Consider the following 462-nt stretch of genomic DNA (forward strand, 5'->3'; position numbering starts at 1 on the left):
AGGTCGCGCCGTCCAAGCGAACCAAGCGTCAATTCGCCCATGATGAACGGATGCATCAAGACACTCTCGTCTTCCAGCAAACGCGCCAATCGCGACTCGCCTTCGGCCAGATGATCTATCCAGATTGAGGTATCAACCAAGATCATCGCTAGCTTCCGATTGTCGACGCGGAATGGTTTTCAATTTGGGCGAACTACCGCCCAGTTTTGCCAGGCGCTTGGCTGCCTCCCTTTGGACAAGCTGCGTCAATGCTCGCTGCATGAGCGCAGACGTTTCCTGAATTCCCGTATAGGTGCGAGCCAATTCGAGCAGGTCGTCATCCAGGGTTACGGTGGTGCGCATACCTGTCCCCCCTCGGAAAAGTAGTGAATACAAAGAAGCATCAAATGATGCTATTTTTGATTCTAGCATTCGAAAAAAATCCCGGCGCGAATTGGCCGGGATTTTAGGACTGCATTACCA

General features: G+C 52.2%; 1 protein-coding gene. It reads right to left on the reverse strand.

Features of this window, described 5'->3' with window-relative positions; all coding sequences use genetic code 11:
* Positions 1 to 132: 132 nt before the first annotated feature.
* Complete coding sequence (locus KDH83_RS31565; protein WP_212323115.1) at positions 133 to 342, reverse strand: type II toxin-antitoxin system VapB family antitoxin; 210 nt, start codon at positions 340 to 342, stop codon at positions 133 to 135.
* Positions 343 to 462 lie beyond the last annotated feature (120 nt).

Origin of the sequence: Achromobacter sp. Marseille-Q0513 (genome assembly GCF_018195695.1) — a bacterium.
Classification (GTDB): Bacteria; Pseudomonadota; Gammaproteobacteria; order Burkholderiales; family Burkholderiaceae_B; genus Achromobacter.